General features: G+C 36.9%; 23 protein-coding genes. 9 read left to right on the top strand and 14 right to left on the bottom strand.

Annotated features, from left to right (window positions below; all coding sequences use genetic code 11):
• The 3 genes from ATCC51562_RS08680 to ATCC51562_RS08670 are packed head-to-tail and all read right to left on the bottom strand — an operon-like array spanning position 1 to position 3,760.
• Complete coding sequence (locus tag ATCC51562_RS08680; protein WP_021091866.1) at positions 1-2,445, bottom strand: efflux RND transporter permease subunit; 2,445 nt, start codon at positions 2,443-2,445, stop codon at positions 1-3.
• Positions 2,445-3,047 carry an ABC transporter substrate-binding protein gene (locus ATCC51562_RS08675; RefSeq protein WP_021091752.1) on the bottom strand — a complete coding sequence of 201 codons (603 nt, stop codon included), beginning with the start codon at positions 3,045-3,047 and terminating at the stop codon, positions 2,445-2,447. The genes ATCC51562_RS08680 and ATCC51562_RS08675 overlap by 1 nt, the downstream gene beginning before the upstream one ends.
• Positions 3,048-3,049: 2 nt before the next feature.
• Positions 3,050-3,760, bottom strand: coding sequence for a VacJ family lipoprotein (locus ATCC51562_RS08670; protein ID WP_021091734.1), 711 nt, complete (start codon positions 3,758-3,760; stop codon positions 3,050-3,052).
• A 165-nt stretch (positions 3,761-3,925) separates the two neighbouring features.
• On the opposite strand from ATCC51562_RS08670, the gene ATCC51562_RS08665 reads away from it, so the two are divergent.
• From ATCC51562_RS08665 to ATCC51562_RS08635, 7 genes are read left to right on the top strand one after another with little or no spacing between them, the layout of a single operon-like run.
• Positions 3,926-4,708 (top strand): TOBE domain-containing protein, encoded by a 783-nt coding sequence (locus ATCC51562_RS08665; protein WP_021091753.1) that lies wholly within the window; start codon positions 3,926-3,928, stop codon positions 4,706-4,708.
• Positions 4,709-5,464: a molybdate ABC transporter substrate-binding protein gene (modA, locus tag ATCC51562_RS08660; protein WP_021091730.1), complete on the top strand. Its 756-nt coding sequence runs from the start codon at positions 4,709-4,711 to the stop codon at positions 5,462-5,464.
• A complete protein-coding gene (locus tag ATCC51562_RS08655; RefSeq protein ID WP_021091691.1) occupies positions 5,461-5,856 on the top strand; it encodes a TOBE domain-containing protein in 396 nt (131 codons plus the stop codon). The genes modA and ATCC51562_RS08655 overlap by 4 nt, the downstream gene beginning before the upstream one ends.
• Entirely contained in the window at positions 5,853-6,710 is an 858-nt protein-coding gene (locus ATCC51562_RS08650; RefSeq protein WP_021091741.1) for a sulfate/molybdate ABC transporter ATP-binding protein, read from the top strand. The genes ATCC51562_RS08655 and ATCC51562_RS08650 overlap by 4 nt, the downstream gene beginning before the upstream one ends.
• Complete coding sequence (gene modB, locus ATCC51562_RS08645; RefSeq protein ID WP_021091728.1) at positions 6,707-7,384, top strand: molybdate ABC transporter permease subunit; 678 nt, start codon at positions 6,707-6,709, stop codon at positions 7,382-7,384. Before ATCC51562_RS08650 ends, modB begins: the two co-directional genes overlap by 4 nt.
• A gap of 48 nt (positions 7,385-7,432) precedes the next feature.
• Positions 7,433-7,930 carry a redoxin family protein gene (locus ATCC51562_RS08640; protein ID WP_021091643.1) on the top strand — a complete coding sequence of 166 codons (498 nt, stop codon included), beginning with the start codon at positions 7,433-7,435 and terminating at the stop codon, positions 7,928-7,930.
• 8 nt (positions 7,931-7,938) lie between these two features.
• Positions 7,939-9,495: a class I SAM-dependent methyltransferase gene (locus ATCC51562_RS08635; RefSeq protein WP_021091853.1), complete on the top strand. Its 1,557-nt coding sequence runs from the start codon at positions 7,939-7,941 to the stop codon at positions 9,493-9,495.
• A 4-nt stretch (positions 9,496-9,499) separates the two neighbouring features.
• On the opposite strand, the gene ATCC51562_RS08630 is transcribed toward ATCC51562_RS08635, so the two are convergent.
• The 3 genes from ATCC51562_RS08630 to ATCC51562_RS08620 are packed head-to-tail and all read right to left on the bottom strand — an operon-like array spanning position 9,500 to position 12,746.
• The gene (locus tag ATCC51562_RS08630; RefSeq protein WP_021091864.1) at positions 9,500-10,306 is read right to left on the bottom strand and encodes a 3'(2'),5'-bisphosphate nucleotidase CysQ; all 807 of its coding nucleotides are present in this window, start codon (positions 10,304-10,306) and stop codon (positions 9,500-9,502) included.
• A complete protein-coding gene (locus ATCC51562_RS08625) occupies positions 10,303-11,580 on the bottom strand; it encodes a citrate synthase (RefSeq protein WP_021091651.1) in 1,278 nt (425 codons plus the stop codon). Before ATCC51562_RS08625 ends, ATCC51562_RS08630 begins: the two co-directional genes overlap by 4 nt.
• Before the next feature lie 2 nt (positions 11,581-11,582).
• Entirely contained in the window at positions 11,583-12,746 is a 1,164-nt protein-coding gene (locus tag ATCC51562_RS08620) for a cation:proton antiporter (RefSeq protein WP_021091788.1), read from the bottom strand.
• A 117-nt stretch (positions 12,747-12,863) separates the two neighbouring features.
• Here ATCC51562_RS08620 and ATCC51562_RS08615 point away from each other — a divergent pair, with 117 nt between their 5' ends.
• Entirely contained in the window at positions 12,864-13,346 is a 483-nt protein-coding gene (locus ATCC51562_RS08615) for a hypothetical protein (RefSeq protein ID WP_035167635.1), read from the top strand.
• Between the two features lie 419 nt (positions 13,347-13,765).
• On the opposite strand, the gene crcB is transcribed toward ATCC51562_RS08615, so the two are convergent.
• The 3 genes from crcB to topA all read right to left on the bottom strand — a co-directional run bounded on the left by crcB (position 13,766) and on the right by topA (position 17,661).
• Complete coding sequence (gene crcB, locus ATCC51562_RS08610; protein WP_021091874.1) at positions 13,766-14,119, bottom strand: fluoride efflux transporter CrcB; 354 nt, start codon at positions 14,117-14,119, stop codon at positions 13,766-13,768.
• Positions 14,119-14,958: a biotin synthase gene (locus ATCC51562_RS08605; protein ID WP_021091724.1), complete on the bottom strand. Its 840-nt coding sequence runs from the start codon at positions 14,956-14,958 to the stop codon at positions 14,119-14,121. The genes crcB and ATCC51562_RS08605 overlap by 1 nt, the downstream gene beginning before the upstream one ends.
• Positions 14,959-15,543: 585 nt before the next feature.
• Positions 15,544-17,661, bottom strand: coding sequence for a type I DNA topoisomerase (gene topA / locus ATCC51562_RS08600; RefSeq protein ID WP_200862433.1), 2,118 nt, complete (start codon positions 17,659-17,661; stop codon positions 15,544-15,546).
• Between the two features lie 190 nt (positions 17,662-17,851).
• Here topA and ATCC51562_RS08595 point away from each other — a divergent pair, with 190 nt between their 5' ends.
• Positions 17,852-19,357 (top strand): flagellin B, encoded by a 1,506-nt coding sequence (locus ATCC51562_RS08595; RefSeq protein ID WP_021091720.1) that lies wholly within the window; start codon positions 17,852-17,854, stop codon positions 19,355-19,357.
• Between the two features lie 264 nt (positions 19,358-19,621).
• On the opposite strand, the gene ATCC51562_RS08590 is transcribed toward ATCC51562_RS08595, so the two are convergent.
• The 5 genes from ATCC51562_RS08590 to pseF are packed head-to-tail and all read right to left on the bottom strand — an operon-like array spanning position 19,622 to position 24,671.
• Positions 19,622-21,643 (bottom strand): motility associated factor glycosyltransferase family protein, encoded by a 2,022-nt coding sequence (locus ATCC51562_RS08590; RefSeq protein ID WP_021091816.1) that lies wholly within the window; start codon positions 21,641-21,643, stop codon positions 19,622-19,624.
• A complete protein-coding gene (pseI, locus tag ATCC51562_RS08585) occupies positions 21,640-22,671 on the bottom strand; it encodes a pseudaminic acid synthase (RefSeq protein ID WP_021091585.1) in 1,032 nt (343 codons plus the stop codon). Before pseI ends, ATCC51562_RS08590 begins: the two co-directional genes overlap by 4 nt.
• Before the next feature lie 3 nt (positions 22,672-22,674).
• Positions 22,675-23,133: a UDP-4-amino-4,6-dideoxy-N-acetyl-beta-L-altrosamine N-acetyltransferase gene (gene pseH, locus ATCC51562_RS08580; RefSeq protein WP_009295412.1), complete on the bottom strand. Its 459-nt coding sequence runs from the start codon at positions 23,131-23,133 to the stop codon at positions 22,675-22,677.
• Positions 23,118-23,990, bottom strand: a complete 873-nt coding sequence (gene pseG, locus ATCC51562_RS08575) for a UDP-2,4-diacetamido-2,4,6-trideoxy-beta-L-altropyranose hydrolase (protein ID WP_021091558.1) — start codon at positions 23,988-23,990, stop codon at positions 23,118-23,120. The genes pseH and pseG overlap by 16 nt, the downstream gene beginning before the upstream one ends.
• Positions 23,991-24,671: a pseudaminic acid cytidylyltransferase gene (gene pseF / locus ATCC51562_RS08570; protein WP_021091641.1), complete on the bottom strand. Its 681-nt coding sequence runs from the start codon at positions 24,669-24,671 to the stop codon at positions 23,991-23,993. It abuts the gene before it with no gap.
• Positions 24,672-24,673: the final 2 nt, after the last annotated feature.

Raw genomic sequence — 24,673 nt, 5'->3', positions numbered from 1 at the left:
TTAAATATCGCGCTTTTTTACAAAGCTTGCTATTAGGCTTGGCAAGATGATTAGTGCGCCAAGAAGCATAAATACCATAACAAGATCGGTTAGTAAGCCAAAATATATAGTTGGAATAAAATTGCTAGTTATCATCACACTAAAGCCAAGAAAAATAGTGAATGATGTGTAATACATCGCATATCCGATGCTTGCGTGCGCGACTTTAATGCTCTCAAAAACACTTTTTGTAAGCATTTCTTCTTTAAAGCGGTGTATGTAGTGAATGATATCATCAACACCGATACCAATACTAATGGCTGCGATCGTTATACTCATCACATCAAGCGGAATGCCAAAAAATCCCATCACACCAAAGAGTGTGCAAAGCGGGATTAAATTTGAAACTATCGCAATGGTTGCTAGCTTTATGCTTCTAAAAATAAAGCAAAATATGACAAAAAGTATAGCGACGGTTAGCCCAAAAGTATCAACTTGTGAGCTAAGTAAATTTTGAAGCATATTGTTATAAAGCACCATCATGCCGGCAACTTCTATACTTACATTGTCATTTTTAGTAAGCTGTGCTAGCCCTTCTCTAAGCTCTTTTAGAAATAAATTTCGTCTAAGCTCGGAGTCGCTATCGACGATCCTTATGCTAAATCTAAGCTCATCATCTTCAACGCTTACATAAGGACTTAATAAGATATTTTTATAATTTTGTGGTAATTTCTCATACATCGCAGCTAATAAAAAATCATCACTCGCGCCGTTATTTAGCTCTTTTATGGCTTTTATAAGGGTTGCTAGCGAGCTTACATGTCCGACAAATTTTTGCTCGTTTAAATAGTCGTGAATCTTCTCAGCAACCCTTGTGTGATAGCTATTAAACCAGTATTTCGCATCCTTGGCATTGCTTTCAAACTCATTTTCAAACTCATCTTGCTCAGTATTTTTATCTTGTTTTTGCTCTTTAAATTTCACTATCACATCAACTGGTATCGTGCCACCAAGTTTGGTATCAATAACTTGCATTCCTTGGCGAATTTCTGTGCTTTCTTTAAAGTAGCCTATAAAGCTATTTTCAACCTTTATCTTGCTGATACCATAAACGCCAAAACAGACAACTAGCACACAAACTACGTAGATAATCTTTCTTGAGTTTAAGGCTAAATTTGCGCAATATTTTGTAAATTTAAAGCTATTTTCAAAGGTTCTAATGGGAGCTAATTTTTCTAAATTTACATTTATTGCACCAAATAGCAAAAACGCAAGCACAAGCGAAACGCTAATGCCAGTGCTCATCATAATGCCAAGCATGATAACTGGCTTTATGTCAGCACTCATAAGCGAGCTAAAGCCAATAACCGTGGTAAATATCGCCCAAAAAGATGGAGAGAATTTATCACGAAGCGTTAGATAAATTAGCTGATTTTGGCTATATTTTGGATACTTTGCGTAAAATTCTCTATAACTAACGACAAGATGAATCACAGTTGAAATAGTAATGATGAGCTGAAGTGCGATGTAGTTTGAGCTAATGACCGTTACTTCCCAGTCAAATATGCCAAAAATTCCGGTCGTAAAAATAGCACTTATGGCACATATAAACATCGGCAAAACTATCCATCTAACCTGCCTGAAAAATAGCCACAAACTAAAGCTAAGAAGAGCAAGTACGCTTAAGCCATATACCAAAAGATCGCTTTTTATAAAGCCTATCATATCATCAGCGATCATATTTGCACCGCCTAAGAACAGCTCGTCATTTGCGTTAAATTTAGCTATGGTTGCTTTTATAGCCTCAAGGTTTTCGTGGTCGCTCTTTCTAAGCTCATCTCGGTAGGCTTTAAACTCATAAGCAAGAGCCTCTAACTTAAGTCGCTCAGCTTGTGTGATAGTGCCGTTTGACTCTTTTTGGCTAAGCAAATTTCTCTCATTTACAAGCTCATTAAATTTCTCATCTTGTTTTAAATTTAGAGCAATTGCTGTGGTTTTTAGATCTTTGCTTATCAAATTTCCGCTGTAAATCGGACTTTTGGCAAACTCAAGCTTTGCTTTTGAAATATTTATATCTTTATCTTGCAGCGTTGGAGTATGATCTAAGATACCAGTAATCCCGCCTTTTACACTATTTAAAAGCGGAATATTTATTATAGAGATGACACTATTTACCATATCGTTTTTAGCTAGTTCATCGCCTAAATTTTTGATAAGTTCTAAATTTTTAGGTGAAAAAAGATCATCTTTTGGAGTAAAAGCAACCACTAAAAATCCGGGTGAGTCGTAGCGTTTGGCTATCTCCCTATAAGCTTTTAAGTCAGGATCATGCTCAAGCAGTAGCGTTTCAGCTGACGCATCAACGCTAAGCTTGGTGCTAAGATAGCCAAAAACTACGCTTAAAGCTAAAATTAGAGCAATAATAAGCTTGTTTTTAGCAATGATAAATTTAAAAATTTGTCGCATTAAGGGTTAGTTTTATTTTGATCAGGCAAAACAGCTTCGTTTAGCTTTTGTAAAAGAGTATTGAAATCAGCGTTATTTAGCACATCGCCAAACTGGCTTCTGTATGTTTGAATGATGCTTACACCAACGATATCAAGATCGTAAATGAGCCAACCACGCTCTTTAGCGTCATAAAATTTATAGACAAATTCGTAGCTCTTGCCATCATTTGTCAGCTCAGATGTGAGCCAGTATCTATTTTTTTGAGGTTCACTCTCGCCAGTTATATGTATCTCTTGATCTTTGTACCCTAAAAGTTTATCTATGTATGAGCTTTTTAGTTTTTGCTCAAATGCTGTGTCAAATTTGGCTTGCTCATCGCTGCTTAGGCTGTTGTAACGTTTGCCAAGGCTTATCTTTGCCATTTGTTTATAGTCAAAAAATGGATCAAGAAGAGCAAAAATTTCTTTTGTCTTTGCATTATTGTCTAAATTTGTATCTTTTAAAATTTCAATAACCTTTGTTGTTTTCATCTCTACTTCAGGCTTGATCTGCTCTTTTGAAATAGCAAAAAGGCTAGTTGCAAAAAGTAAAATCATAGTTAGAATTTTTAAAATTTTCATATTTACTCCTTGATAAGCTTGTCGCGTCTTTGCTCATAAGCATCGCGTAAAAATGGATAAAGATCAATAGCATCTTTTCTTAGTTTTTCATAAGCAGTTGGATCTTGTGAAAAGCTATTAAACGCTCTATATGACTTGATACCAGTTGATAAAAGTATAGGATCAACGTAGCTAATAGGATCAGCAAAATAATCTCCGACCATGCCACCAGTATCTCTTAAATTTGATGGTCCAATAAGTGGCCAAACGATATGAAAACCACCGCCAAGCCCCCAATATCCAAGCGTTTGTCCAAAATCTTCATCGTGAGCTTTGAGATTGTAGTATTTTGCTCCGTCTGTTAGTCCACCAAAGCCTATTATCGTATTTGCTAAAAATCTCAATGTCTCTTCACCAGCGTTTTGAAATTTAAACTGAAGTAAGTTATTTATAAAGCGAACTGGAAAAAGCAGGTTGTCAAAGAAATTTGAAACCATTGTTCTAGCTGTTTTTGGCACAACGTAGGCATAGCCTTTTGCCACCGGAGTTAGCATATTTACATAGATAAAGTCATTTGCATGTGTCATCATTCTATTGTAACCACTAAGTGGGTCAAAAACATCTTTTCTTGCTTCAAATTCAACATCAAATTCGTCGCTTTCACTATTCGTATTTATGTCCGTATTAGCACAGGCTAAAAGCAAACTAAAAAAGATAGAAAGCAAAAATTTCATACTAAGCCTTATTTTTATTTATAAAATGTAGCTCGATTTTATCTTTTAAAAACTTTACAAGAAATTAAGAGAAATTTATAAATCGACTTAAATCTTTAAGCTTAAGGATTAATATAATTAGATATACTTCACAAATTATTCTCCAATATAGTAAAGGTAAAAATTTTGAAAGCAGATATAAATTTAGAACTATTTTTAGGCGAAGATACACAGGTTTTAGCTAAACATATTACATTATTAAAGGCCATAAAAGAGACAAAAAGTATCACAAAAGCAGCGGAATTGGTTGGTATATCATATAAAAATGCTTGGGACTGTCTTGATACGATAAATAACAAAAGCAGCAAGCCGCTTATTATTAGAGCTGATGGAAATAAAAAAAATAGTGGCTCTGAGCTAAGCGAGTATGCCAATAAACTGATAAAAATTTATGATGCCATTCTTGAGACTCAAAAGGATTTTTTACAAAAAATTTGTCAAAAAGTAGATTTTGAGGATGTAGATATTATAAATCTTCAAAGAATGAATATGAACTTAAGTGCTAGAAATCAGCTCTCATGTGAGATTATTGGCATAAACCGCGGTGCGGTAAATTCTCAAATAGTTGCAAAACTAAGTAATGGCTGCACGCTTGAGTCAAACATCACGGTTGAAAGTGAGAAAAATTTAGGCCTAAAAGTTGGACAAAAAGTTATTTATATTTTTAAAGCTCCAGCTGTCATTTTGGCCAAGGATCTAGATATAAAAATAAGCACAAAAAATCAATTAAAAGGCGAAGTGATCGAAGCAAAGATAGGTGCTGTAAATGCTGAAATCACTTTAAAACTAAGCGATGAGCAGACTTTAACTGCCATCATCACAAAAGATAGTGCTATCCAGATGCAAATAGGCGTCGGCGATACACTTTTAGCAATAGTAAAATCATCTCAAATCATTATAGGAGTTTAAATGAGAAAAGTTTTTAAATTTTTATGTGTGGCAGCTTTGCTTGCCATAAACGCATTTGGTGCTGAAGTAAATGTATATGCAGCAGCAAACACAACATACGCATTTCCAGAGCTTATAAAAGAGTTTAACAAGCTTCATCCAGATGCTAAAATCAACTTAACCCTTGGTGCAAGTGGCGGTCTTGTTACACAGATCCAAAACTCAGCTCCAGCTGATATCTTTATGGCTGCTGATATGGGCTTTGCACAAAAAGCTTATGACACAGGCTTTGCAGTAGCTGCTCCAAAAGTTTACGCGCAAGGCGCTGTTGCTATTTTTTCTATTAGAAATGTTGATTTCAAAAAAGGTATCGAAGTTGTTCGTGGCTTAAAAGCGATCTCTATCGCAAATCCACAAACTGCACCATATGGCAAAGCTAGTATAGAAGCACTAAAAAATGCAAAACTTTATGACGAAGTAGAAAAAAATATCGTCTATGCTCAAAAAATTTCTGAAACTCTATCTCAGGCATTAAGCGCATCCGATGTAGGTTTTATCGCAGCTAGCGCACTTTTTGACGAAAAAATGGCAAAATACAAAGAGGGCGTTAATTACATCTTTGTTCCACAAGAGCTATACACTCCGATCGATCAAGGTATCGTTCTTCTAAAACATGCTGAAAAAAATGATGATGCAAAAGCATTTTATGAGTTTATCTTAGGTGATAAATCAAGAGAAATTTTCAAGAAATTTGGTTACAACGTTCCAGCTAAATGATAAGAGCAAAGATCGTTGGGATTTTAACTAAAGATGACGTTAGCTTATTTGAGCTAAAGGGTCTAAATTTAGAGGCAAATTTATTTATGCTAGTCTTGAATGAGGCTAGCAAATTTGCCTTAGATGATGAGATTGACTTAGGTTTTAAAAGCTCTGATGTTATCTTAGCAAAAGACAAACTAAGTAATAGCTCGCTTGAAAACGAGCTAAAGTGCGTGATTGAAGCTATAAATTTTGGTGAAATTTTAAGTGTTATTAGCTTAAAGTGTGGCGAAATTTACTTTGAAGCTATTATCTCAAATCACGCATTAAAAACTATGAACATAGGTGAAAACGATGAAGTCTTTGCCTATATAAAATCTACAAGCATTCACATAAGTACACAAAAATGATAGAAATTTCTTGTAAAAAAGAGCTAAATGGCGGTGGCGGAAAATTTTTACTTGAGGCCGACCTTAGCTTTGAAAGTGGCGATTTTGTCGCACTTTATGGAGCAAGCGGTGGCGGAAAGACTACTATTTTACGCTTGATCGCTGGTTTTGAAGCACCGCAAAGTGGCTTTATAAAGGTTGGGGATAAAATTTTCTTTAATGAAAAGACAAATTTGGCTCCACAAAAGCGAAATATCGGCTTTTTATTTCAAGACTACGCACTTTTTGAAAATATGAATGTCTTTAAAAATTTACTCTTTGCAAAAAATGATCTAGCTCTAGCGAATAAGCTTCTTGATATTTGTGGCCTAACAAGTCTAAAAAATGCAAAAATTAGCACTCTTTCTGGCGGTCAAAAGCAACGTGTTGCTTTGGCTCGTGCGGTTATGAGAAAGCCTGAAATTTTACTACTTGATGAGCCTTTAAGTGCGCTTGATAACGCCATGCGTGAGAAACTTCAAGACTATTTACTGGCACTTCATGATGAGTTTAAGATGAGCATTATTTTAGTAAGTCATGATATCGCTGAAATTTATAAGCTTTGCAATAAAGTCTTTGTCCTTGAAAATGGAAAAATTTCAAGATCAGGTAGTGCAAGTGAGATATTTTTAAAGAGTGCAGGATCGCAGAAATTTGCCTTTAACGCTAAAATTTTAGAGATAAAAAAACGTGATGCTATTTACGTGGCAAATGTATTAATAAACCGCCAAATTTGTGAAGTGGTGCTAAGCAGTAGCGAAGTAATGAATCTAAAAGCAGGCGATATGGTGGTAGTTAGCACAAAAGCATTTAGCGTAAATTTGGAAAAAGCATGATAGACGAGTTAAAAAGTATCGATTACGAGCCATTTTGGCTATCACTAAAATTATCTTTCATAACAACTTTTATTTTATTTTTTGTCTGCATCGCACTTGCCTATTTTATGTCTCAAAAGAAATTTTTTGGCAAGTCGTTTTTAGAGTCGGTAATCTCACTACCCTTGGTCTTGCCACCAAGTGTTCTTGGCTTTTATCTGCTCATTTTTCTTTCGCCTTATTCGACCTTTGGTAAATTTATCGAGGAAATTTTTGGAGTTAGGCTTGTTTTTAACTTCACAGGCCTTGTTGTGGCAAGTTGTATCTATTCATTGCCATTTATGTTTGGGCCGATTTATGCTGGGCTAAATAGCCTAAAAAAGAGCCTTTTTGAAGCAAGTTATAGTCTTGGTAAAAATAAGCTCACGACTATTTTTAGGGTGATTTTGCCAAGCATCAGATCAAATTTATTAACAGCTACTGTCGTTAGCTTTGCTCACACTATGGGTGAGTTTGGTGTTGTTTTAATGATAGGCGGTAGCGTAGCTGGAGAGAGCAAGGTAGCGAGTATTGCGATATTTGAAGCGGTTGAAATGCTTGATTACACCAAGGCTCATATCTATGCACTTTTGATGTTAATAATTAGCTTTTTTGTTCTTTTCGTAGTTTATCTTTTAAATTCTAAAAAAGCTTAAGACAAAGCTTATAAAGATATAATAGTAAAAAATTTTAAAGGATGAAGTATGATAAAAGTGCCTACAAGTATATATTTAAATACACTAGACGGTAAGGAATTTGATTTTTCCGCCTTTGCAAGAACGCATGACTGCGTTATTTTTATCTATCCAAAGATAGGCGAGGACTTTAGACTTTTAAGCGAGCAACTACAAAATACTGCGGGCATGAAGGGCTGCACTAAACAAGCAATAAACTACAAGAAATTTTTAAAAGATTTTAACGATCTTGGTTTCATGGTAGTGGCCATTAGCTCACAAGATACAGCAGCTCAAAAGAAATTTCAAGAAGAGACTTCGGCTGGAGTCATGTTTTTAAATGATAGTGAGTTTATGCTTGAAAGGGCGCTTGAGCTTCCAGTTTTTTCTGCATCAAATGGACATAAATTCTACTTTAGACAAACGCTCATCATAAAAGATGGCAAGATAAGGCGTGCATATATAGTGGATGATCCTGAGAATGATGCTAAAAATATGCTAGAAAAAATCAAAGAAAAAGACTATTAGGAGCTAAAATGAGCCAAAATAGCAAAATCGAAAAGTCTTATGATGAGTTAACTTATAAATCAATAGCCTTTGCCCAATCGTCGCCATATAGGCTTGAAGCTTGTGCTACACTTCTTGGCATAAATCCACCGCCATGCGAAAATGCAAGAGTTTTAGAGATAGGATGTAGCTTTGGCGGAAATTTGATCCCATTTGCAGTAAATAATAAAAATGCAAAAGTAGTTGGCATAGATCTTAGCGGCGAGCAGATAAGGCGTGGACAAGAGATCGTTAAAGAGATGGGTCTTACAAATTTAGAGCTTATACACGGCGATATTTGCGAATTTAAAAGCGATGAGAAATTTGACTATATCATTGCTCATGGCGTTTTTAGCTGGGTGCCTGACTTTGTAAAAGAAGCTATATTGAAAGTTGTAAGAGAGAATTTAAGTGCAAATGGCGTGGCATTTATCTCTTATAATGTTTATCCTGGTTGGAAAGTAAAAGATATTATAAGAGACATAATGCTACTTGCCGCAAAAGATAAAGAGACTATGCAAGATAAGCTAAAAGCAGCTAAAGAAGCACTTTTAGTCTATAAAGAATATTTGCTAACAAGAGATAAAGAAATTTATGAAAAGAAAATGCCACTTAGTATGCTTCTTTTTATAACAGAAGATGTACTTTCAAAAGATGACTTTTACATAGCTCATGAGTTTTTAGAAGATACAAATAATCCATTTTATTTTAAAGATTTTAATGCCATGCTCGCTAAAAATGAGCTTACTTATCTTTGTGAGTATACGCTTGATGATATTTTTACCCCAGATGTTGGCACAGCCATAGTAGATGAATACAAAAATAACAAGTTTAAGGACAGAATCGATCTAGAGCAATTCATGGATATGATTAGCAACAAAGTATTTAGACAAAGCCTAATAGTCCATAGCGAGACTTATGAGAGCATAGCCAATAAACAAATAGGCCCAAGCGATATCAATAAAATTCACGTTGTGGCAGATTTTATAAAGAAAGATAACGAGTGGCAAGATAGTTATGGTGCTATGCCACAAGATATATCATGGCTTTGCGAGGTCTTTTATAAGATGTATCCAGCTAGCATAAACCTTTCTCAGATTTTAGAAATTTTGCCAGAAGATAAGCTCATGGTTTATAGCGCCTTTGTAAGAATTCTAACAAACTCGTCTGATGCAATGATTTTAAAAGATGAGCAAAAAAATATCGAATATAGGCCCGGCTATTCAAGGCTTAGTCAAAATTTAATAAATTATGTAAGATATTTTTTAAATCATAAAAATAATGCCGATGTTGTTTTTGCTAATAAATTTAGCATCTCAAGGAAGCTTAATAATATCGATTATTACATACTTTTATTGCTTGATGGTAAAAATAGCTTAGAAGATGTCGCAGCAAAAACCTTAAAATTTATCAAAGAGAACAACGAAGATATGTTTGATATAAATGGCAAAGTGCTTAAAAAAGACAAGGTCGCAGCAAATATAATGAACTACGTTATAGGCACAGCAAAAATAGCTAGTATGCTTTATCTACTAGAAGAAATTTAAGTTTTTAAATTTTACTTTGCTTATATAGTTGTGTGATTTTATCTTTTATATTTAGTGTATTTTTTGAGAGAGCTATGAAAAATGGGCTTTTTAAATTAGTAAGCTCGTAGCTCATCTCTTTGCTGCTATTAGCGTCAAATACTTTTCCGCCACAAAAATTTACGAGCGCTTCTCCTGCTGCATTGTCCCAAAGGTAGCTTGGGGCAAATCTCAAATAAGCTCCGCCAAATTCAGCCAAACGGCAAAATTTTATGGCTGAGCCGATGCACCTTTGCTCAAAATTTAAGCTCTGCCCTATAAATTCTATCTCTTTGGCATCGCCTCTTCTACTTGAAAAGATGAGATTGTCTAAATTTTTATCTTTTTTGTTTAGATCAACTCTCTTTATGATTTCATCATTGTTATCTAAAATTTCTTTAAAAGCACCATTTTCATCAGCATAAAAAAGCTCTCTACTAACTGGGATAAATATCACACCAAGCACCGGCCTAGCTTTTTTTATAAGCGCTATGCAAACGCAAAATTCGCCGTTTCTAGCTAGAAATTCTTTCGTGCCATCAAGAGGATCTACGAGCCAAAACTCGTCTTTAACGCTTTCTTGCAAGATACTCTCTTCAGAGCAAATTTTTATCCCGCTTTTGCTTAGAATTTTTATTATCGCTTCATTTGCAGCTAGATCAGCGCTAGTTAGTGGTGAGCTGTCATCTTTTAGGCAGACTTTAAGAGCCGTATTATCTGCAGAGTAAAATTTTATTATTTGCGCTCCAGCATTAACGGCTGCTTTTTTAGCTAAATTTAAAAGCTCGCTCATTTTGGTGTTCTGTTTGTCTCTCCAACATAAAGCTGTCTTGGACGGACGATCTTTATCGTATCTTGCTCTTTTAGCTCGATCCACTGGCTGATCCAGCCTGGCGTCCTACCGATGACGAAGATGACGGCAAACATATTGTTTGGTATGCCAAGCGCTTTTAGGATGAGCCCTGAGTGAAAATCAACATTTGGATATAAATTTCTACTCACAAAATAGTCATCATTTAGCGCGATCTCTTCAATGCGGTTTGCGATTTTAATAAGCTCTGAGTTGATGCCTATCTCGTCCATGAGCTGATCTCTCATCTTTTTAAGCACTTTTGCGCGAGGGTCAAAATTTTTATAGACCCTGTGACCAAAGCCCATTAGCCTAAATGGATCGTTTTTATCCTTTGCTCTAGCGATGTATCTATCGACATTTGCGATCGAGCCGATCTCTTCAAGCTGACGTATAACGCCCTCGTTTGCCCCACCGTGAGCCCAGCCCCAAAGTGCGCCGATGCCCGCACTTATACATGCATATGGGTGAGCGTGCGTTGAGCCAACGGTTCTAACAGTCGTAGTTGAAGCGTTTTGCTCGTGATCTGCGTGCAGCATAAAGACCGTGTCAAGTGCTTTTATCTCGATTGGTTTAAGATCGACGTGCTCGTATGGATAGCCCCTCATCATGTAGAGGAAATTTTCAGTAAAGCCACGATCTAAATTTGGATATATGATAGGAAGCCCGCGTGAGTAGCGGTAGCTAAATGCCGCAATCGTTGGAATTTTAGCGATTATACGCATAGCCATCTCGTGATACTCTTCAGGTTTATCCATATTTAGATGATCTGAGTAAAAGGCACTTAGGGCTGAGACCGCTGCTTGCAAGATCGCCATAGGGTGCGCTTTGTCTGGAAATGCGTCAAATAACTTCATCATGCCTTCATGTATAAAGCTTCTTTTTTTAAGCTCAGTTTTAAAATTTATATACTGATCATTTGTTGGAAGCTCTTTGTTTAAGAGTAAGTATGCCACGTCTAAAAATGTCTTATTTTCAGCCAAATACGCGATATCATAACCTCTATACATTAGTTCGCCTTTTAAGCCGTCTATATAAGTTATCGCTGAGCGACACATCGCAGTTGAAGTATAACCTCTGTCAAAAGTAAACATTCCAGTATCACTAAAAAATGTCGATATGTCTATCACATCAGGTCCCATAGTGCCTTTTAGTATAGGAAACTCGTAACTCTTGCCAGTTCTGTTATCAGTTAGCGTAGCTGTATTTGATGACATTTTTACTCCTTACTTCTTGATTGCATTAGAAATTTTATAATTATTGTCCCTATTATAGCTTGAGCTAGGCTTGCTAGGATAAAAGATGAGTAAGAATAATCACTTATCTCACCTGATCTGTGTGCGATAGTAGCAACTGCTACTAAAAGCGTTAGTGGCATGGATTGTGAGAGAGAAAACAAAAATATCCCTTTAAATCCTAATTTTCCTACAAATAACACACTTGAAAAAAGCCTTGTGGCAAGCATCGCACAAAATATAAAAATAGCATCTTTTATCACTTCATTTGAGCTTAGGCTTGAGAGCTTGAAGGTTGAGCCTATGTGTATAAAAAATATCGGCACCAAAAATCCAAATCCAAAGCTTGAAAGCTTGTGTGGTAAGTCTTTTTTATGATCAAAAAATGTAGCTATAAACATACCTGCGATAAACGCACCAAAGGCAACTTCTAAATTTAAATAAAGCATAAGTGCAATCATCGAAAAAAATACCGCAATGCTTAGTCTAATATCCTTTTCGTCCTTGTCGTAGTGCGGCATAAGGATCACTTTAAGCCCCGGATACCACCAAAAAAGCACATCTAAAATTTTAAAGCTAAGCACGCTGATAGCTAAAAATAAGATCAAATAGCCAATCGTTAGCCATAAATTTATACTAGCTCCAAACTGCAAATAGGCAGCTATAAATGTCAAAAGCGTAATGCTTATAAGCTCACCAATAGTTGCAATAAGCATGCTTAAATTTAGCCATTTTACATCTCTACCATACTCTTTAAATAACGTAAATATCATGCCAACGGCCATTATCGGGATAATGATAATATAGAGCAAACTAAGATTAAAACTAAATGTAAGTGCAGTTGCTAGCGAGTAGATGAGGGCAAGATAGATAAGCCCCAGACGTAAAATTTTGCGGTCAATATTTATAAGCATTCTAAGATCGATCTCCATACCAGCTAGAAACATCAAAAAGAAAAAGCCAACTTCGCTAATTAGCTTAAACATCTCATTTTCGCCGACAAGCCCGATGTAGCTAGCTAGTGCTCCAAGTATTATCTCAGCAGGAGCGACAGGAATGCGTAAAATTTTAGAAATATAAGGCGAAGCAAAGACGATAAATGCCAAAACGACAAGAATACTAAGCTCGCTAGCTTGATGTAACTGCAAAAAGATCCTTAAATTAAAAATGTTTGATTGTATAAAAAGCTTTGTTATTTTTTGATTAAGCTAAGCGATTTTTGGGCAAAATGGCGACAAATTTTTAAAAATTTGGAGTGCAAATTTATGCGTAAATTTCTATTTTTTGTCTTGATGTTTTTTGGAATTTTTGGCTTTGCAGACGAGCTAAGTTTGGTTCAAAGTTTTAAATTTGATGGAAGCGTTTTTTATAAGAAAAATACAGCCAAAGATGAGAGCTTTTACTTTTTAAAAAATGAAAATTTTGATGAGCATTTTGTAAGCTTTAGAGTGAAATTTGACAAAAATATAAAAAGTGAAAGTATGCTTGCTGAGCTAAAAAGAAAGATAAAAGAGGCTAAAGAGGTGCTTTATAGTGAAGAGAATGATCAAATTTTAGCTCTCATAAAAGATGAAACTAGCAGTAAAAATATAGAAATAATCCACTTTTTACTTAGAAAAGATGGAGTTTTAATACTTTCATATGAGAGAATTTATGACCCAAAAACTCTAGTAGATGGGCTTAAGCCTGTACTTTTAAGTGAAGCTAGAAATTTTATGCTTCAAATGCCAAAGGTAGAAGCTAGGTAGAAAGGTGGATGTGGCGGTATTTTGCGCTACATGCGATTAAAAACTACAACAAATTTTTATTTATCAAGTCAGATAAGTGTCAAGTAAATTTTAAAATTTCATGAACGAGTAATTTCGGCTCTGATTTTAGTGGCAAGCTTTGCGAGACCTAAAATCAGTAGTCAATTCTTGCGAGTGAATAGAATTTTAAAATTTTCGCGATAGTAAAATTCTATTTTTAAAAATACAGACTTTTTTATTTTTAGGTTCTTTTATTCAAAAGGGAGACAAGGGGACTCGAGTTACGAAGCCGTCCCCTTATCCCCCTTTTTAAATCCCCCAATCCCCTCGCACGTTCAAAGCGCATGCAATGGTGCTAAAGCACTGCATGCGATTAAGAAAATCTAGCAAAATTTAAACTCTATTAAATTTGCAAACTCTCATAAACTCTTGCCAAGCAAAATTCCAAGATAGCTTGCAAGTAGGCAAAGGACAAGGTTTAAAAAGATATTTAAAAAGCCTTTTACCAGCTCGCCTTCTAGTAAAAATTTCACGCTATCAAGGCTAAAGCTTGAAAATGTTGTAAATCCGCCAAGTATGCCAACGACCAAGAACACCCTCACGATTTGGCTTAAATTTAGACAAAACAAAACGCCGATAATAAAGCTGCCAAGCACATTTACGCCAAGCGTAGCTAGCGGAAAGTGGCTAAATTTTAGCAGCTCGCCAGCTAAAAACCTGCATCCAGCCCCGATAAAGCCTCCAAGCCCTGCGAAAAGTAAATTTGCAAGCATTAATGGCAGATACTAGCGAAGCTAAAACCGCGCTTTGTAAGCTCCTCGATATCCTTGCTAGCTTTCTCGCCTTTTGCGGTGAGGTAGTCGCCTATCACGATCGCATCGGCGCCATTTTCAAAGATCTCGTACTGCCTCTCGCCCAAAATTTTCTCCCTACCACCAGCTATCATGACTCTAGTTTCTGGTAGATCTCTTTTGGTCTCACGCACTATTTTTAGGGCTTCATCCGCACTAAGAGGGGGTAGATCTAGACTTAGAGATTCGTTTTTGATGAAAAAATTTATTGGTGATGAAAATGGCTCAAGCTCTTTTAGACTAGCTCTAAAGCTCACCCTGTCAGCCTCACTCTCGCCAACGCCGTAAATACCACCAGTACAAAGCATAAGACCTGCTCTTTTTGCATCTAAATTTGTCTGATATCTCTCGGCCCAAGTGTGTGTTTTACAAATTTTTGGGAAAAATTCTCGGCTTGTTTCAAGGTTGTGGTTGTAGCTAAAAACGCCAGCCTTTTTAAGCTCACTAAGCTGCTCGTAAGTAGCCATGCCGTTACATGCGATGAGCATCAAATTTGGCACTTCTTTGCTCACGGCTCTTGCTAAAGATGCGATATAGTCGGTCTTTTTGTCATTTAGTCTAGCACCGCTTGTAACTAAACAAAAGCCAAGAGCGTGGTTTTTATAAGCCATTTTGGCTTCGTCCACCACCTGTTGCACGCTTTTTTCTTTAAATTTTGAGATATCGGCACCAGCTTTGGCACTTTGCGTGCAATAAGCGCAGTCCTCGGCGCAGTTTCCTTGAGTGACTGAGCATATCGCACAGAGCATAATTGTTTTCATTTTTCATCCTTTTTTGGGGCGTATTATAGCTTTGGTAGGTTTAAAATTTAAGTAGGATGGTTTATAAATTTGTAAAAATAGTTTGATGAAATGTATAAATTTATTTTTATTCAAAGGGAGATAGATGGGCTTGAGTTGCGGTCTGCTTGCAGCTGCGAGCTAGCGAAGCAAAGAGCCGTCCCCTTATCCCCCTTTAAATCATCTAAGCTCTTCGCACGTTAGAAGTGCATGTGATAGCGATTTTGCACTGCATGTGTTCGTATATCTATAAATTTTAAAATTTCTCCAAGATATAAATTTATTAAAAGCTATGCGAAAAATTTAAATTTTATGACATTACTTTCTATTGTAAATTTCCGCTCTCTCTTTTAAAAGATCTGTTTTTAAATTTGGCAAAGCGCTAAGCTCATCAAAAAGTCCAAAAAGTGAGTGCTACGATGTGAAGCTGCCCTCTAACTGAGTGTAGTTGGTGACGAGGTTTTTGCCCTTTATGCTGGCTAAGCTTAGCGGTGGTGTCAGGCATTTAAATTCCAAATTTATAAAAGCCAAATTTAGGCTCAAGGACTCAAATTTGGCTAGAATTTTTTAGTTTTCAGAGATAAGCGTCTTTTTTTTGCATTTTGTGCACTCTATAAATGTGCCTTTTTTAAGCTCTTTTTTGATCATATCGCCGCCACATTCGTCGCATTTTTGCTCAACTGGCTCGTAGTTTGAGACGAAGTCGCATTTTGGATAGTTGGCACATCCATAAAATTTACCACGCCTGCTAAATCTCTCGACGATCTCGCCGCCACACTTTGGACATGGCACGTCAAGCTTTTTAAGCTCGCGTTTTGGCTTAGCAACCGTTGTAGAGCCAGGTTCTGCGCTCTTTTCATTATCTTTTGCGACGTTTCTTGAGTATTTGCATTTTGGGAAATTTGAACAAGCGATAAACTCGCCATATCTGCCCTTTCTAAGCACTAGCTCGCTTCCGCACTCTGGGCATTTTTCTCCGATCGGGGTGGCTGTTTTTAGGCTTTTTATGCCAGTTTTGCCAGCGCTTATTTTTTCCATAAATGGATAGTAAAAGTCGCTTAGCACCTTTTGCCAGTCAGCCTTGTCAAGTGCGATCTCATCGAGCTTTTCTTCAAGATGTGAGGTAAATTCGCTATCGACGATGTTGCTAAAGTGCTCCTCCAAAACGCCTATCATGCTAAATGCGATCTCGTTTGGTATGAGCTGCTTTTTCTCGATCCTCACGTAGTCTCTTGATGTTAGTAGCGAGATGGTCGGTGCGTAGGTGCTTGGGCGACCGATGCCTAGACTTTCTAGCTTTTTAACAAGGCCAGCTTCAGAGTACCTAGCTGGTGGCTCGGTGAAGTTTTGCGTGCTTTTTATGCTTTGCAAACTCATTTCGTCGCCCTTTTTTAAATTTGGCAAAATTTTATCCTTATCAAGCTCGCCATAAACCTTGTAAAAGCCGTCAAATAGCACCTTTCTGCCACTTATCTTAAACTCGCCTTTTTCGCTTGCTACATAGACATTTTGCGTTTGGCTTACACATGCGCTCATTTGGCAGGCTAAAAATCTATTGTAGATGAGCGTATAGAGTTTGAGCGCGTCTTTTTCTAAAAATTTAGCGGCGATTTGCGGTGTGAAGTTTAAATTTGTAGGGCGGATCGCTTCATGGGCTTCTTGCGCGCCTTTTGAGCTTGTCGTGTAGCTTATCGCTTTGGCCGGCAGATACTCTTTGCCGTAGTTTTGCAGGATGTGCTCCCTAGCGGCCGCGACAGCCTCTTTGGCTAAATTTAAGCTATCCGTTCTCATATAAGTGATCGCACCCATGAAGCCCTCGTTTGTTTGCACGCCCTCATAGAGGCTTTGCGCGATCATCATCGTCTTTTTAGGACTAAAGCCAAGGCGGTTGCTCGCACTTTGCTGAAGCGTTGAGGTCATAAATGGCGGGCTTGGCTGGATCTTTCTATCCTTGCTCTCGATCTCTCGGACACTGAATTTCTCATTTTGTAAATTTTCAATGATGTATTTTGCGCGATCTGGGTTTTGGATAGTGAGCTTTTCGATCTTTTGGTTTTCAAATTTAACTAGCTCAGCGTCTAGGTCTTTTTTAAAAATGGTGTCGATAGTATAGTATTCGACTGGTTTAAACGCCTGGATTTCACGCTCGCGGTCGACTATTATTTTTAGGGCTGCACTTTGCACACGTCCAGCGCTTAAGCCTTTTTGTATCTTTAAATTTAAAAGTGGGCTTAGCTTGTAGCCAACGATGCGGTCCAGTAAGCGCCTTGTTTGCTGGGCATTGACGCTGTTCATATCGACGTGCCTTGGGCTTTTTAAAGCGTTTTGTATGGCGCTTTTGGTGATCTCATGAAAGACGATGCGAGGCAGGCTGGTTGGCTCCTTGCCGATGGCATTTGCGATGTGAAACGCGATCGCCTCACCCTCTCTATCCTCATCGGTCGCGAGGTAAATTTCATCTGCACCCTTAGCAAGCTCTTTTATCTCTTTTACGATGGTGGAGTGATCGCTGCTAATGCGATACTCTGGGGTAAATTTGCTATCTTCTATCTTGATGCCAAAGCTCGTTTTTGGCAGGTCTCTGATGTGGCCTTTTGAGGCGATGACATTGTAGCTTTTGTCTAAGAAATTTTTGATAGTCTTTGCTTTTGCAGGAGATTCCACGATGATTAAGCTTTTCATTATATATATAGCCTTTAAATTTTTTGGCGTAATTGTAGCAGAAATAATTTTTAAAGTATCAAGACATAAAAATCAAATCCGTCTTCATTATTTTAAAAATTTTTTCATTCATGCCTATAAAGTTTTTAAAAAATTTCACGATATAGTTTTTGTGCGACAAGAAGTCGTAACTAAAAAATTAAAAGGATTTACAATGAGTTTTCGTATTAACACAAACGTAAACGCACTTAACACACACGCTAACGCAGTTAGCAACAACACTGACCTATCTAAGTCACTTAACAAACTTAGCTCAGGTCTTAGGATTCAAACAGCTGCAGACGATGCTTCAGGTCTATCTATTGCAGATAGCTTAAGAAGTCAAGCTTCAGCTTTAGGTCAAGCTATTGCAAACGGTAATGATGCTATTGGTATCATTCAAGTTGCCGATAAAGCTATGGACGAGCAGCTAAAAATTCTTGATACTATCAAGACAAAAGCTACTCAATCAGCTCAAGACGGCCAAACAACTCAATCACGCCAAGCATTGCAAGCTGATATCGTTCGTCTAATGGAAGAGCTTGACAATATCGGTAACACTACTTCATTTAACGGTCAGCAACTACTAAACGGAACATTCTCTAATAAAGAATTCCAAATAGGTGCTTACTCAAACCAAACTGTTAAAGCAAGTATTGGTGCGACTACGTCTGATAAGATCGGTCTTACACGTTTTGAGAGTTCAAGACTACTTACAGCTATGGGTACAGTAAATCTTAAATTCTTAAACGTTGATGGTGTAAATGATGTTGGCGTTACAGCTGCTACTATCTCAACAGGTATCGGTAAAGGTCTTGGTGCTCTAGCTGAGAATATCAACAAAGTTGCTGATAGAACTGGTGTTAGAGCTACAGCTGACGTTACTTGGAAAGCAAGCGCTGCTATTGGCGGTGGTTTAATTCAGTCTTTAACAATCAACGGTGTTAAAATTGGTGATCTAGAGGTTAAAGCAAATGATGCAAACGGTGCACTTGTAAATGCTATCAACTCTGTAAAAGACCAAACTGGTGTTGAAGCTTCTGTTGATGCCGAAACTGGTAAAATGGTACTAACAAGCCGTGATGGCCGTGCTATCGTAGCTTCTGGTAAAGACATCTCAAAGGGTCTTGGCGGTAAAGGTGCAGCTGCTAAAGGTACATCTTTAACTGGATTTGTAGGTAGACTAAACCTAGTTCGTCTTGACGGTAGAGATATCAAGCTAAATGCTGGTGGTGTTGCTAAACTATCTCTAGCATTCTCTGCTAATGGTGGTGCTCAACAATCAGTATCACTAAGAGATATAAGAGGTCAAATAGATAAAACCCTAGCAACAGCTATGGGCTTCCAAAGAATGAGTGGAGCTTTATCAGTAGCTCAGTCTGCTGGTGTTATGACACTTCGCGGTGCGATGGCTGTTATGAGTATCGCTGAGTCTGCTCAAAAAACACTTGATCAAGTTCGTTCAGACCTTGGTTCAGTTCAAAACCAACTTCAAGCTACAGTTAATAACATAACTGTAACTCAAGTTAACGTAAAATCAGCAGAGTCTCAAATCAGAGACGTTGATTTTGCTAGTGAGTCTGCTAACTTCTCAAAACATAATATCCTAGCTCAATCAGGTGCTTATGCTATGAGTCAAGCAAACAGCGTACAACAAAACGTAATGAAGCTTCTACAATAGTTTCATTAAGGTTTTAGATAGAGGCTTTGTCGCAGTAACAAAGCCTTAAGAGTGTTAATGCTTTTACAATACGCAAACCCACGCCCCAGAGTTTAACTTTGGGGCTTTATCTACTAAAAATAAATAGTAATGTATCTATTTTGTCTTTGCTCTAGTGGTTTATAATGGGTTGTGTTATAAATTTATAATTGTGACAGAGGCTTACTAAAACTAGTAAGCCAAATAAAAAGATCGTAAGTAAAATAATTCTACTTACAAATTAGCTTATATACTCAGTATAAAATTTTCTTTTGCTTTTCCTATCTCATTTTTAGTTATTAGTTTTCTCTTTTTTAGCTCAGCAACAAGTGCTTTTGAAGCTTTTTTAGTAACTTCGATGTCGGCATTTAGTCCGCCAGCTGCGGAGAACATCCAGTACTTGTGCATATTTACCCACATAAGAAGCTTGTTGGTTTTTTGGATGGTTGTGTCACTTGGTGCTACAGAAATTTTTGCAAGCTCAAGTTCTTGATAATAGACTGAAATTTGTAATATATTATCTACATATTTTTGATAATTACGTTTTGCGATTACATCTTTTAGTTTATCTATCTTTTTTGTTATTTTAAGAAGCTCATTAAAGTGCTTTTTTTCTATTTTATTTTCTTTATTGAGCTCAAGCAATTTATCTATACTAGGCACCACTTCTAAAAAGACTTTTTCTATTTGTTGTTTGACTTCACTTTGAGCTTTTATCTTTGCAAGTATGACTTTATAAGCTTTTAAAAGGTTTTTATTTACCGTCATTTCACTGTCTTTTTTGATATTAGGCAGTTTTTTAATCTCTTTGTCTTTGCATAGCTCATACATTACTTCTAAAAACGGCCTTTCTATAGTTCCTTCTATTCTAGCACCACCTTCGGTACAGTTATATGATTTTATATTCTCTAAGCTTGATTGGGCGATGTCATTTTCAAACTGATTTTTAAATAGAGTCCAAACATACGTTGTTTTAACCTCTCCCTCTCCGCCATAAGCTTTAACATATAAATTTTCATCCGCTTGCGCAAAAGCGTGACCTTTTGCATGGCTCGCCCCATCTTTACCAAATGCTAGATCCTGTCCTATAAAAACGATATTTTTATGTCCTAAGACATAGGCTAGCTGATAGGCCATGTTTGCACAACTATGTCCCACACCCAAGTATCCATATCTTTTTAGACCAAACATATACTCCTCTTGTTGAGGTCTCATAGTTAGTACTAGTTTTCTTGGCAAGATATTTTTAATAGTTTGCTTGTGTGTAACTGAGGCAACAATAAAGTGTATATTGTCATCAATATTCGGATGCTTTTTTTCAAAAAAACTAGAAGTTGGTTCTATTCTTTCAATCGACATTACATAATCAGGCTTTATACCATGTCTTGCAAGTATTGGATAAGATGCATCAACGCTTATAATGCTAACATATGGAGCAAATTTTTTAAGTGTATTAAGCTGTTTATCTAGGCTTGGACCAGTTGATACAATTATAGCTGTATCCATAAGACCATATCTTTTTTTAACAAGGCTCGTGTAGCAATAATTGCTAATCATAGGAACTAAATTTTCACAATTTTGTCTTGTACCTAATAAAAGATCGTCTATGCTATTGCCGTGAGCAACTACTATTTGAGAAAATGCTCTTGTAATCTCTTTATTTATTCTTATGTAGTCCTCTTCAAATTGATCATAAAAAGGCATATGAATCATAAGATTATCATAGGTTTTTGCATATGAGTTTAGTTTCGCTTCTGTAACCAGATAATAAAAATGTGTATAGGTGGCAAATTTTGAATAAAAAAGTATTATCTGTCCACTTTCTAGTTCGTTTGATAGATCAATAACATTTAAAACAAGATATATGATCTCGATCTCTGGCTCTATGACTACGATTTTTTGGTGTGTTTCATTTTTTGCTAGTGCTTTATAGAGTACACCATTACCTAGTCCATAAAAAAATAGTATCGGATAACGTTTATAGTCACTTTCTATATCTTCAAGCAGCTTTAAAATGTCTGCTCCAGGATTTTCATAGATATATTTAAAAGTATGCTTGTTTATTAAATTTATATCAATTGGATCTTTTCCTATAAAAATTTCATAGTCTTCATTGCCAGCAATAGACCAAAGTCTAGCTGCTAGAATTTCATCTTGTTGAAATAGTGCTTGAAGATTTTTTTGAAAGATAGGATTTTGGATATTTGATACATTATCTTTAGATGGTTTTGCCTTTTTATTAGATGCCTTATCATTTTTATTGTTCATATCAAATCCCCCTTTGTTAATCTCTCGCTAAATTTTATATCTCTTTTTGCTTTTTTGCCGATCAGCTCTTTTAAAAATTTAGGGTGCAGGCCGTACCCTGGACGCACGCTCCTTATATTTTGCTCGCTAAAATTTTCACCCTTTTTTATATCTGCGCTTGCATAAAGTGAGCGTGAAAATCTCCTATTTAAAACCGCTTTTTCATCTAGCTCGTAGTTTACCACACCCAAAAGCTCCTCGGCCTCTCTAACGCATTTTGTCATAAGAGCAAATTCGTTCTCATCAAGACTAAATGCGCTATCAACGCTTTTTACGCTTTTATCAAGTATAAAATGCTTTTCAATTATCCTAGCACCCAAACTAACCGCAACAACTGGAGCTGTCACGCCTAATGTATGATCAGAAAAGCCGACCTCTACGCCAAATTTCTTTCTCATATCAGCTATCGTTTGCAAATTCATACCATTTAGCTGTGCTGGGTAGCTTGAAGTGCATTTTAAAAGGGCGATATCGCTATTGCCTGCATTTTTGCAAATTTGCACCACGGCTTGTATCTCTTCTTCGTAGGCTATGCCAGTTGAGATGATGATGGGCTTGCCTTTTTTGGCTACAAATTCTACAAAATCATAGTCCGTCACCTCAAAACTTGCGATCTTATAAGCTGGCGGGTTAAACTGCTCTAAAAAGTTGGCGTCCTCCTTACAAAATGGGCTTGAAAAGCAGACAAGCCCCTCCTCTTTTGCCACTTTAAAAAGCTCAGCATGCCACTCTTTTGGCGTTAGCGCCTCTTGGTAAAGCTCGTATAAATTTCTCCCATCCCAAAGTCCGCCTTTTATGACAAAGTCGTCTAGGTGCGAATTTAGAGTCAGGCTATCAGGCGTATATGTCTGAAGCTTTATCGCGTCAGCTCCAGCGCGCTTAGCCGCCTTTATCGTATCTACCGCCGTTTTTAGGCTACCGCTGTGATTAGCAGAGAGCTCTGCTATTATAAAGACCTTTTTGTATGTATCAAAATTTCCTATTTTCATCCGCTAGTCCGTTTTATTTTTTAGCTCAAGATAGCTAAACTCACCATCTTTTGCATAGATCCTAAAGCCAAAATTTTCATAAAGTGCGAGCGCTTTTTTGTTGTTATTATAAGCTTTTGCCTTTAGCGAGCCAACTTTTAATGTAAAAAAAGCGTAGTCTTTTATGAGATCAAGCAGCTTTTTACCCACTCCTTTTAGCTCTGGGTTTTTATAAACGCCAAATTCGCAACTCTCTTTCGTTATATCAACGAAGCTCACCACTCCGATAAATTCACCCTCGTCTTTTACTAAAAAGTAGATCTTATCTTGAATGCTCTTTAATCTCTCTAAAAAAGCAAAATGCTCCTCTTTGCCAACGCTTTTGTTTTTCATAAATTTGGCTATACGCTCGTCATTTCGCCACTTTAAGACCATCAGTTTTTGCTCGCCACTAAGCGAGGTAAAATTTATAAGCTCAAGCAAATTTCATCTCCCCAGTAAGCCTCATATCCATTTTCTTTTAGCCAAGCAAAGATCTCTTTTTGATTATCCGCTACGCAAATGGCTTTAAATTTAGCTCCCAAAATATAAGCCTCATTTACAAGCGAGCTTGCTGTTATGATAAGTATTTTAGCTTCGTTCATCAGCCTTGCTACGCTTTTACTATCTACAAAAAGGCTAAAATTTTCGTTTTTACTAGATATCTCTTTTAGTGCGCTTAAGTTTTTATTTCCGCTAGTTGTGATGACGGCTGTTTTTAGCTTTTTAAGGAGCAGTTTTTCTGAAATTTTAGCTCCGAGGCCTGAGATATCAGTGCCTCCAAGAATGATAGCGTAGTCGTAAATTTTCTCCCTTTTTACCTGCGCTTCTTCATAAAACTCATCTCTAACTAGCAAAAACTCGCTTCCACAAAACACCTCACAGCTTTTTTCTACAAGCCTCTCGTATCTTGCCTTTTGTGCATATAAATTTACATTTAAAATATAGTCTGCAAAATGTTTTTCGTAAGTGTCGTCAAATGATAAAATTTTAATGCCAGTTTTTTCTTTTATAGCTCTTTCGTCTTCAAAGCTAAAGCCGTAGTGGTCGATGATAAGAAGCTCAAATTTATTATCTTTTATAAGTTCGCAAAGCTCATCTATCTCGCCACTTCTTAGAGTAAATTTGGGGTAGTTTATCTCATCAAAAATGTCACCATCTAGCCTCAAAGACGCAAATGAGATGTCGTTAAATTTTTTAGCAAGCAAAAGGTCTCGCCTAATGTGCCCATGCCCTATCTTACTGCTACTATCAGCGCGCACGAGCGTTTTTAGCAGGGGGAGCTCTTTAAATTCTTTCAATCAAATCTTTCCATTATTTATCAAATAAAGCTTCTTAGCAAACTCAAAATCCTCTAGTGTGTCGATGTCGCAGACTAAATTTCTTGGCAATAAATATGCCTTTGAGTGTGGTGTAAACAAAGCACTGCACTCCAGCCAAGCCTCTTTTTTACCAAAATAAAATGCCCCAGCGTCATGAAACGCAGGCTCAAGATCTTGCGAGCGTGTCTTTTCAAACTGCGGATAAAACATGCTAACTCTAGCATTTTCGTCAAGTTTTATCGCCCTTTGTATAGGAAAATCAAACGCAGTCGCTGAAAATAAAAATTTACATTCCTGCCTTTTAAACTCTCCTGCGGCCTCTTTTAAAATTTCAGCCGTTATAAGCGGTGCTGTGGCATAAAGGCAGCAGACGTCACTAAAGCTAGATTTTACGCGTCTTATCGCGTCTTTTATCACATCAGTACTTGTCGCGTAGTCATCGCTTAGGTTTGCATCTCTAAAAAATGGCACGATAGCTCCAAATTCTCTAGCCACATTTGCGATCATTTCATCATCAGTGCTTACGATCACTTCGCTAAAAACTTTAGAATTTAGTGCAGCCTCGATGCTATATGCGATTAAGGGCTTGCCTAAAAAGTCTTTTATATTTTTGCCAGGTATTCTCTTGCTACCGCCTCTTGCTGGGATGATGCAGATCATTT

The sequence above is a fragment of the Campylobacter concisus ATCC 51562 genome, assembly GCF_000466745.1.
GTDB lineage: Bacteria > Campylobacterota > Campylobacteria > Campylobacterales > Campylobacteraceae > Campylobacter_A > Campylobacter_A concisus_B.
Note: the sequence above shows the minus strand (reverse complement) of the source record. Positions and strands in the feature narration are given on the sequence as shown.

Excerpts from the sequence above, each read along its gene's own strand:
- crcB (WP_021091874.1), bottom strand. The coding sequence starts at position 14,119 with ATGCTTGCAAATTTACTTTTCGCAGGGCTTGGAGGCTTTATCGGGGCT.
- pseF (WP_021091641.1), bottom strand. The coding sequence starts at position 24,671 with ATGATCTGCATCATCCCAGCAAGAGGCGGTAGCAAGAGAATACCTGGC.
- ATCC51562_RS08615 (WP_035167635.1), top strand. The coding sequence starts at position 12,864 with ATGCGTAAATTTCTATTTTTTGTCTTGATGTTTTTTGGAATTTTTGGC.
- ATCC51562_RS08605 (WP_021091724.1), bottom strand. The coding sequence starts at position 14,958 with ATGAAAACAATTATGCTCTGTGCGATATGCTCAGTCACTCAAGGAAAC.
- ATCC51562_RS08630 (WP_021091864.1), bottom strand. The coding sequence starts at position 10,306 with ATGAGCGAGCTTTTAAATTTAGCTAAAAAAGCAGCCGTTAATGCTGGA.
- ATCC51562_RS08670 (WP_021091734.1), bottom strand. The coding sequence starts at position 3,760 with ATGAAATTTTTGCTTTCTATCTTTTTTAGTTTGCTTTTAGCCTGTGCT.
- pseI (WP_021091585.1), bottom strand. The coding sequence starts at position 22,671 with ATGAAAATAGGAAATTTTGATACATACAAAAAGGTCTTTATAATAGCA.
- ATCC51562_RS08650 (WP_021091741.1), top strand. The coding sequence starts at position 5,853 with ATGATAGAAATTTCTTGTAAAAAAGAGCTAAATGGCGGTGGCGGAAAA.
- modA (WP_021091730.1), top strand. The coding sequence starts at position 4,709 with ATGAGAAAAGTTTTTAAATTTTTATGTGTGGCAGCTTTGCTTGCCATA.
- ATCC51562_RS08595 (WP_021091720.1), top strand. The coding sequence starts at position 17,852 with ATGAGTTTTCGTATTAACACAAACGTAAACGCACTTAACACACACGCT.
- ATCC51562_RS08590 (WP_021091816.1), bottom strand. The coding sequence starts at position 21,643 with ATGAACAATAAAAATGATAAGGCATCTAATAAAAAGGCAAAACCATCT.
- modB (WP_021091728.1), top strand. The coding sequence starts at position 6,707 with ATGATAGACGAGTTAAAAAGTATCGATTACGAGCCATTTTGGCTATCA.
- ATCC51562_RS08635 (WP_021091853.1), top strand. The coding sequence starts at position 7,939 with ATGAGCCAAAATAGCAAAATCGAAAAGTCTTATGATGAGTTAACTTAT.
- ATCC51562_RS08655 (WP_021091691.1), top strand. The coding sequence starts at position 5,461 with ATGATAAGAGCAAAGATCGTTGGGATTTTAACTAAAGATGACGTTAGC.
- ATCC51562_RS08640 (WP_021091643.1), top strand. The coding sequence starts at position 7,433 with ATGATAAAAGTGCCTACAAGTATATATTTAAATACACTAGACGGTAAG.
- ATCC51562_RS08680 (WP_021091866.1), bottom strand. The coding sequence starts at position 2,445 with ATGCGACAAATTTTTAAATTTATCATTGCTAAAAACAAGCTTATTATT.
- ATCC51562_RS08675 (WP_021091752.1), bottom strand. The coding sequence starts at position 3,047 with ATGAAAATTTTAAAAATTCTAACTATGATTTTACTTTTTGCAACTAGC.
- ATCC51562_RS08625 (WP_021091651.1), bottom strand. The coding sequence starts at position 11,580 with ATGTCATCAAATACAGCTACGCTAACTGATAACAGAACTGGCAAGAGT.